General features: G+C 36.9%; 8 protein-coding genes. 5 read left to right on the forward strand and 3 right to left on the reverse strand.

The genetic code is table 11. The features are described from left to right. The 5 genes from VB691_RS23100 to VB691_RS23120 all read left to right on the forward strand — a co-directional run. Positions 1-676 (forward strand): tetratricopeptide repeat protein (locus VB691_RS23100; RefSeq protein ID WP_323293883.1); only part of this gene is annotated, 676 nt, incomplete at its 5' end. A 63-nt stretch (positions 677-739) separates the two neighbouring features. Beyond that, positions 740-1,057 (forward strand): nucleotidyltransferase domain-containing protein, encoded by a 318-nt coding sequence (locus tag VB691_RS23105; RefSeq protein WP_323293884.1) that lies wholly within the window; start codon positions 740-742, stop codon positions 1,055-1,057. Then, positions 1,054-1,473, forward strand: a complete 420-nt coding sequence (locus VB691_RS23110) for a HEPN domain-containing protein (RefSeq protein WP_323293885.1) — start codon at positions 1,054-1,056, stop codon at positions 1,471-1,473. The genes VB691_RS23105 and VB691_RS23110 overlap by 4 nt, the downstream gene beginning before the upstream one ends. 412 nt (positions 1,474-1,885) lie before the next feature. Beyond that, positions 1,886-4,300: a lanthionine synthetase LanC family protein gene (locus tag VB691_RS23115; RefSeq protein WP_323293886.1), complete on the forward strand. Its 2,415-nt coding sequence runs from the start codon at positions 1,886-1,888 to the stop codon at positions 4,298-4,300. A gap of 295 nt (positions 4,301-4,595) precedes the next feature. Then, positions 4,596-5,645 carry a M48 family metallopeptidase gene (locus VB691_RS23120; protein ID WP_323293887.1) on the forward strand — a complete coding sequence of 350 codons (1,050 nt, stop codon included), beginning with the start codon at positions 4,596-4,598 and terminating at the stop codon, positions 5,643-5,645. A gap of 193 nt (positions 5,646-5,838) precedes the next feature. On the opposite strand, the gene VB691_RS23125 is transcribed toward VB691_RS23120, so the two are convergent. The 3 genes from VB691_RS23125 to VB691_RS23135 form a co-directional block, all read right to left on the reverse strand. Further along, positions 5,839-6,027, reverse strand: a complete 189-nt coding sequence (locus VB691_RS23125; protein WP_323293888.1) for a hypothetical protein — start codon at positions 6,025-6,027, stop codon at positions 5,839-5,841. A 71-nt stretch (positions 6,028-6,098) separates the two neighbouring features. After that, on the reverse strand, positions 6,099-6,236 hold the full coding sequence (locus VB691_RS23130) for a hypothetical protein (RefSeq protein WP_323293889.1): 138 nt from the start codon (positions 6,234-6,236) through the stop codon (positions 6,099-6,101). Positions 6,237-6,689: 453 nt separating this feature from the next. Next, positions 6,690-7,258 (reverse strand): tetratricopeptide repeat protein (locus tag VB691_RS23135; RefSeq protein WP_323293890.1); only part of this gene is annotated, 569 nt, incomplete at its 5' end.

Genomic DNA, 7,258 nt, shown 5'->3' on the forward strand with positions numbered 1-7,258 from the left:
GCAAAAATGGGATTTAGCTGCTTCTGACTACACCAAAGCTATTGAATTTAATCCTAAATTTGCTCTAGCTTACATCATTCGGGGGAATCTTTACTATAACCTGCAAAAATGGGATTTAGCTGCTTCTGACTTCACCAAAGCTATTGAAATTAATCCTAAATTTGCTCTAGCTTACAACAATCGGGGGCTTCTTTACTCTGACCTGCAAAAATGGGATTTAGCTGCTTCTGACTTCACCAAAGCTATTGAAATTTATCCTAAATATGTTGAAGCTTACAACAATCGGGGGCTTCTTTACCATAATCTCAAAAAATATGACCAAGCACTTGCTGATTTTTATAAAGCAAGAGATATTGATCCTAATAACTTATTTGCCCTAATTAGTATTGGATTAAGTAACTACGAAATGGGAGAAATACAAGTAGCTATCAAACAATTTAATCAAACCTTATTACTCAAATCAGATTTAGCAGAAACACAATTAGCCTTAGCTACTACTTTCTATATAAATGGGGATATAGAAAAAGCTGTAAAATTAGCTAAATCAGCATTAAATATTGACCCTAAATTTGCCACTCTAGACTACTTAAAATCAAATAATTGGGGAGACAAATTAATTGCCGATACCCAAAAATTACTAGCACATCCTGAATTACAAAGTTATGTTAATAAGTGATGTAACTTTTAAAATCTCATTTCCGATTTTGTTATTTAGTTTATATCTGGAAAATTAATCATTATGGAAAAACTAGATCATCAGATTGTCAGGGAATTTCGACATCGTTTAGAACAAATTACCCCTATTTTAGATTTACGGATTTTTGGCTCACGGGCAAGGGGTGATGCTCAAACTGATTCTGATTTGGATGTATTTGTCAAAGTTCCACAATTAGATCGTTCTCTGCGAGAAAAGATTTATGATTTAGCTTGGGAAATAGGCTTTGAATATGACCGAGTAATTTCTACTTTTGTAGTAACAGAGGAGCAGATTAAATTGGGTGCAGTGGGTGCTAATCCTCTCTTATCTAGGGTGATGGAAGAGGGTATAGTGGTATGACAGACACTCAATTACAGCTTTTGGTGAAATATCGTTTACAGGAAGCAGTAGAAACGTTACGAGAAGCGGAATTACTGCTCGATCAGTCAGCATTTAGAGGTTGTATCAATCGTTCCTATTATGGAATGTTTTATGCTCTATTAGGTTTGTTAGCCACTAGAGGTTTGGGAGCTTCTAAGCATAGCGGTTTGATTAGTTTATTTGACCGTGAATTTGTCAAAACAGGGATATTTTCTAAGGATTTATCAAAAAGTTTACATCGGGCATTTGATGAAAGACAGGCAAATGATTACGGGGAAATGTTAGAGCCTGATTTTGAGTTAGCACAAAGTCTTTTTAAACAAGCTCATGTGTTTGTTGAGGAAATTACAAGACATTTAAGAAAAGTTGGTTTTTCCCTAGAAGAAAGAAATTAACTAACAGCAGTTTTCAGTTGAGTAGCAACTAAATAACTATAGCAATCAGTAATGATATGTGAGAAGCAAAAACATACTGGGACATAATGGTATTATGTCCCTACAAATATACCATTGTAGGGATTTAACACTGTTAAATCCTCCTCCTAATTTTCTCACAATTGAAACCTGATTGCTATATAATCATTGTTTATGATTATATGCCGCTAACTTAAGGTCTAAATATACGGCAAACACCACGTATTTATAGGGGTTTCAGTCTCTCCAAAAAGCTTAAGTTAGCGGCATTCGGTTATGATTACCTATTTTAAAACCTTAACGTCAGTCTTGCGTAAAAATCAACAATCAGTCTCGAATCATCTTATAGAAGACAATTTTTCTCGTAAACTGCTAACCGAAACCAACAATCAAAATGACTCAAAAACCTTTTATTCAACAAACCCTTATTTTACCTGAAGATGTTTTAATCATCCCTGTCAGTCAACTAGCGGAAGATATTCGTCATCAGCTTAATTGTTCCGACTCTGATTATGCCATTACTCGCCCCAGTTCTCGCATTCGTTCCAAAGTGGTTGCACCTGAAGCTGCCGAATTTCTGAATTTTTTTCGTCAACCGACTAAAATGGCACAAGCTTTACTAAAATATAGTCAAAATAACCAATTAGATCCTCAAGCCTTTTTAGAACAAGCTTTTCCTCTGCTTAAAAGTTTATCAAATGCGGGCTGGTTAGTGGAAGAAACTGCGATCGATGCTCAAGGCATCTGTGCATCCTTTAAAATAGGTAATCAGATCGCATACTGGGAAATAGTACGGGTTATTCAAGTCCTAGAAGATACAGAAATCTATCAAGTTAAAGATAATACAGGAAATTTGGCTGCTCTTAAACTATTACGCCCTAATGCTGCCTCAATTTGGCAAAAAGCCTTTGAACGAGAGATTGACATTATCCGTCAATTAGATGGTAAAGTTAACCCTCAACTACTCGATGAAAATACCTTAGATAATTATCGCTATTTTGTGATGGAATGGGTAAACGGGCAAACATCGATTGATATTGCGAAAAATCTGCAAAAAGCCAATAATATCACCGCTCGTCAAAAATTATTAACCCTATCCTGTAACATTCTTCAAGCTTATGCTCACTTGCATCAACAGCAAATCATTCATGGGGATGTTCATCCTAAGAATATTCTAGTAGATGCTGATTATTCTGTTAAAATCGTCGATTATGGCTTTTCTCGCTGTATTAAAGCAGAGCAAGCAGAAATTAAAGTCCCCAGGGGTGGTATCGAGTATTTTTATGAGCCAGAATACGCCCAGAAACGCTTAGAAGACGGGGAAAAGCCACAAACTACCTTTTTAGGTGAACAATACGCTTTAGGGGCGTTAATTTATCATTTATTAACAGGTTATCACTATCTTAAATTTGCGATCGATAAAAAAGAACAACTGCGTCAAATTATCACAGAAAAACCCCTTTCTTTCATTCAGCAGGGAATTACGCCTTTTTCTGAAGTAGAAACGCTTCTGATCACAGCATTACAAAAAGATCCTAGTCTGCGCTTTCTCTGTGTCGCTGAGTTTGCAACCCAACTGATGGGAGTCTCTGTCAATGAATCCACCTTTGCAGTCGTTTTAGATAATACTTTTGAACAACAATTGCAGAATTTTCGTCAACATTTCTTCGAGTATTTATCGCCTTTTTCCTTTGAAAAACAGGGAAAAACCTTATTATCTCCCTCTGGCTCGGTTATTTTTGGTGCAGCAGGAATTGCCTATAGTTTTTATCGAGTAGCTTGTTTAGAAAATAGTGCAGAGATGCTTTCACAAGCTGATATTTGGTCAATGAATGCGTTAAAAGCCATGCAAACGGAAGAAGGGGCTTATAATGCTCAAATGGGCTTAACTCTTGATTCTATTGGCGATATTTCCTTATATCATACCATTAGTGGGGTTCATTGTCTTCGCACTTTGATTGCTCATGCAATGAATGATCTTCCCTCTCAATGGGAAGCAACTGAAGCTTTTATTCAAGTAACCTCAAAAGAATCAAAGCATTTAGATTTAAGCATGGGATGGGCAGGAGTTTTAGTCGGATGTGCCATTTTATGCGAAAGAATGCCAAAAGAAGTCGCTTTACAAGCTCATGGAGATCAAATCTTTCAACACATTTTAACCAAAATTGACACCGATGAAGCGATCTCGAAGAAATCCGCGTTGCGGTCCGCTGATCATAAAACTATCAAATATTTAGGCATGGCGCATGGTTGGGTAGGAATTCTCTATGCGCTGTTAAGATGGTGTCAAGTCAGAAATATGCCCATTTCTCCTATTATTCAAACCCGTTTACAAGAATTAGCCGATTGTGCCGAAAAAGCAAATGAGGGGTTAGGGTTACGCTGGACAAGATTAAATCCCTTATCTTATTTTTCCCTTGGTAGAGATTATATGCCCAGTTGGTGTAATGGGGCAGCCGGATATGTTTTCTTGTGGACGTTGGCACATCAATTATTGAAAAATGACCATTATTTAGACTTAGCCCTGAAAACAGCACATAATGTACGAGAAGATTTAGGAACAACCGCTAATTTATGTTGTGGCTTTACGGGGGCTGCTTATGCACTGTTAAATATGTATCGGTATAGCGGCGATCGCCAATGGTATGATGCAGCTAAGACAATGACCATGCGTGCGCTACAAGATCAATCTCCCTCACAGTTTCCTGAGTATAGTCTTTACAAGGGAAAGCTAGGGGTTGCCTTATTGAGTTTTGACCTAATTTATCCTGAATTATCCGCGATGCCACTGTTAGAAAGCGAAGGATGAGTTAACTTCTTATCATTAAGTGCTTAAACAAAATTAATTACACATAGCAGGGCGGGTTTTGATATGACTCTAAGGCTTGACTGACAAGGCTTAACCCTAAACCCGCCCCTACAAAGTTTTGGGTAATTAATTTTGTGTACCTACTTATGATCGTTATTCTGTAGGGATGCAAGGTTTGCACTCATCCTATAATTAATCTCAGAAATTTAATTTTTGAGTAAACTACTGCGTAAAAATTCCCTATCCAACCGTAACCCTTAACAGGAGACATTAACTAAACACCTTGGAGGAAAATATGCTTAACCAACGATTAATCGGAACGATTTTAGGAGGAATCTTGCTTTCTAGCCCTATTTCAGCACTAGCAACTCCTCAAACCTTATCCTCTACTCAAATGATAGCGCAAGCGAAAAGCAATAACCCCTATCGCCCTATTGAGGATCAATTTAAACTCTTAGGTCAAGAACTCGACCAAAATTGGCAAGAATGGTATTGGGTGTATCGCATGGTTGAGCTAATTGCACGAGCAAATGGACTAGATGAGCGTCCCTGGCGCATTGGCATTATGCCCGATTATGATGTTAATGCTTATGCGACTGAAATTAACCTTGTTGTTGCCTTCAGAGGAATTTTAGACCAACTTCACGGGGACGACGCTGCCTTAGCTTGTATTATAGGTCATGAAATGGCACACAATCAATTACGTCATCAAGCTCAACGAGTCCATATCAATGAAACACTAAAAGCCCAATTTAATCAAGAAGCGCAAGCGGAAATTGATAAATTAGTGGCTGAAGAACGGCGAAAATATGAGGAATGGCAACAAAGTCAAAGGGCGGGACAATTCTTTGGAGTAATAGTCAGACGCTTGACGGGATTCACTTTTACACCTTTCTTCTTAGGTAATAATGGTCAGTTAGATCGTCAAAAAATTGAGCAGAAAAAACGAGAAATTATCTCTGAAAAAGAAAATGCCTATCTTGCTAGTTTAAATGCTTCTATTCGGACACAAGAGTTTGAAGCCGATAAACAGGGTTATCTTTATATGGCAACGGCAGGTTATGATCCTCAAGGATGTATCCGAGCAATGGATGTTTTAAATCGTACTCTTTCTGCTGACATACAGGGAGAACAACGCACCCATCCCAACCCATCAGCGCGAATTGATACTCTTAAACAACTGATGCAGAAATATCCTTCAACTTCTTTAGCGGCTCAAGGAACACAAAATTTACGAACAAGACCTAATCCTTTAACGGTTGATTTAGCCATTAAACCTCATACTCATAGTGAATCAGTTGTTATTCCCACGGTACGCATTAATTCTAAGTTTGCCAGTCGTTAATTTAGGGTAAAAAAATTGAAAAAATGGAGGAAGATATTGGTTTCTTTCTCCCTATTTTATCTCTTGGTCTGTCATTTTTTTGTAATCATAACTAATGATTATATGTTAAGCTATTAAGCATTTAAACTACATATTTTGAGGCTGAAACCCTTGACTGGCTTGGATCGTTCTGGAAATTTGAATGCTTAACAGCTTAGAATTGTACGCCATAATCGCTATGGTTATCTTTATGAACTGTAGCTAAATAAGTAATCATGGATTTCTCAAAAGCGATCGAATCTTGATGATCCGTATCGGTTAAAATGGTTTCGAGGGTGCTAGGGGTGGGAATTTCTTCATCTTTTGCTAAATACGAACCTTTAAGATTTCTAGGGATTTTCATGATATTATTAAAAGTTTGTTTTTAACGGGATGTAACTTAATAGTAGGAACAGTTGGCTGTTCAAAATAGTATCATTTTACTGCCTCTCTGACATTAGTTTTTAGTTGCTCCAAATTATCCCCTTGGGAAAAAATGTCCTCGGTTAAACATTCTGCAAAAAATCCGCCATCATCTTCTTTAGACACTTCAAAAACAATTATTTGATTCATTTTTTTTTCCTATGTAAGCTAATTTTCCCAATGATTATATCACAAAAAATGTCCATTTAAAATTGCTCTTTATTGATAAAACAAGTAACTAGACATATATAATGATTTGCATTTTCTGTAAAAATTTTTGGGTTTTAGCTTCAATTTTTGCTCGTTTTTTTGGGGAAAGTTTTTTCATTTTATCATCAAAAGTAATCATGGGTTTTCCTCCGCTAATGTTTTCAAATAGGCTTCAAATCTTTTTTCATGGAATCTCGTACGGCATCTTCTTGCTGATATAAGTAGTCAAGCAAAATTAATTGCACAGCCAGGGCGGGTTTTGATATAGTCGTAATGGTTGAGTAACAAAGGTTTTGGCTAAACCCGCCCCTACAAATTTTGTGTAATTAATTTTGTCTACCTACTTAACCAATCTCGAAAGGCTTCGTCAAAGATAATCATCCATTCCATTTTTCATACCCCTATTTGTTGTAAAGCCTGCATCACCTTTTCATAAGCAGCCATATTCCCCTGCTGACGGAATAATTCGGCTGCTTTTTTTAAGTCTATTACTGCCTTTTCTGTTTGTTTTAATTGATAATAAACACTCCCCCGATTGTTGTAAGCATCAGCATATTTAGGATTAATTTCAATGGCTTTGGTGTAGTCAGATTCTGCTAATTCCCATTTTTGCTGGTTTTTGTAAAGATTCCCCCGATTGTTGTAAGCAGAAGCTAATTTAGGATTAATTTCAATGGCTTTGGTGTAGTCAGATTCTGCTAATTCCCATTTTTGCAAGTTGTAGTAAAGATTCCCCCGATTGTAGTAAGCAAGAGCATAATGGGGATTGAGAGAGATCGCCTTAGTGAAATCAGATTCTGCTAATTCCCATTTTTGCAAGTTGTAGTAAAAAAAACCTCGATTGTAGTAAGCTTTAGCATCATTGGGATTGAGGGAGATCGCCTTAGTGAAATCAGATTCTGCTAATTCCCATTTTTGCAACTTGTAGTAAAAAATCCCTCGACCTATGTAAGCTTGAGCTA

This window comes from Crocosphaera sp. XPORK-15E (genome assembly GCF_034931425.1).
Taxonomy (GTDB): Bacteria; Cyanobacteriota; Cyanobacteriia; order Cyanobacteriales; family Microcystaceae; genus UHCC-0190.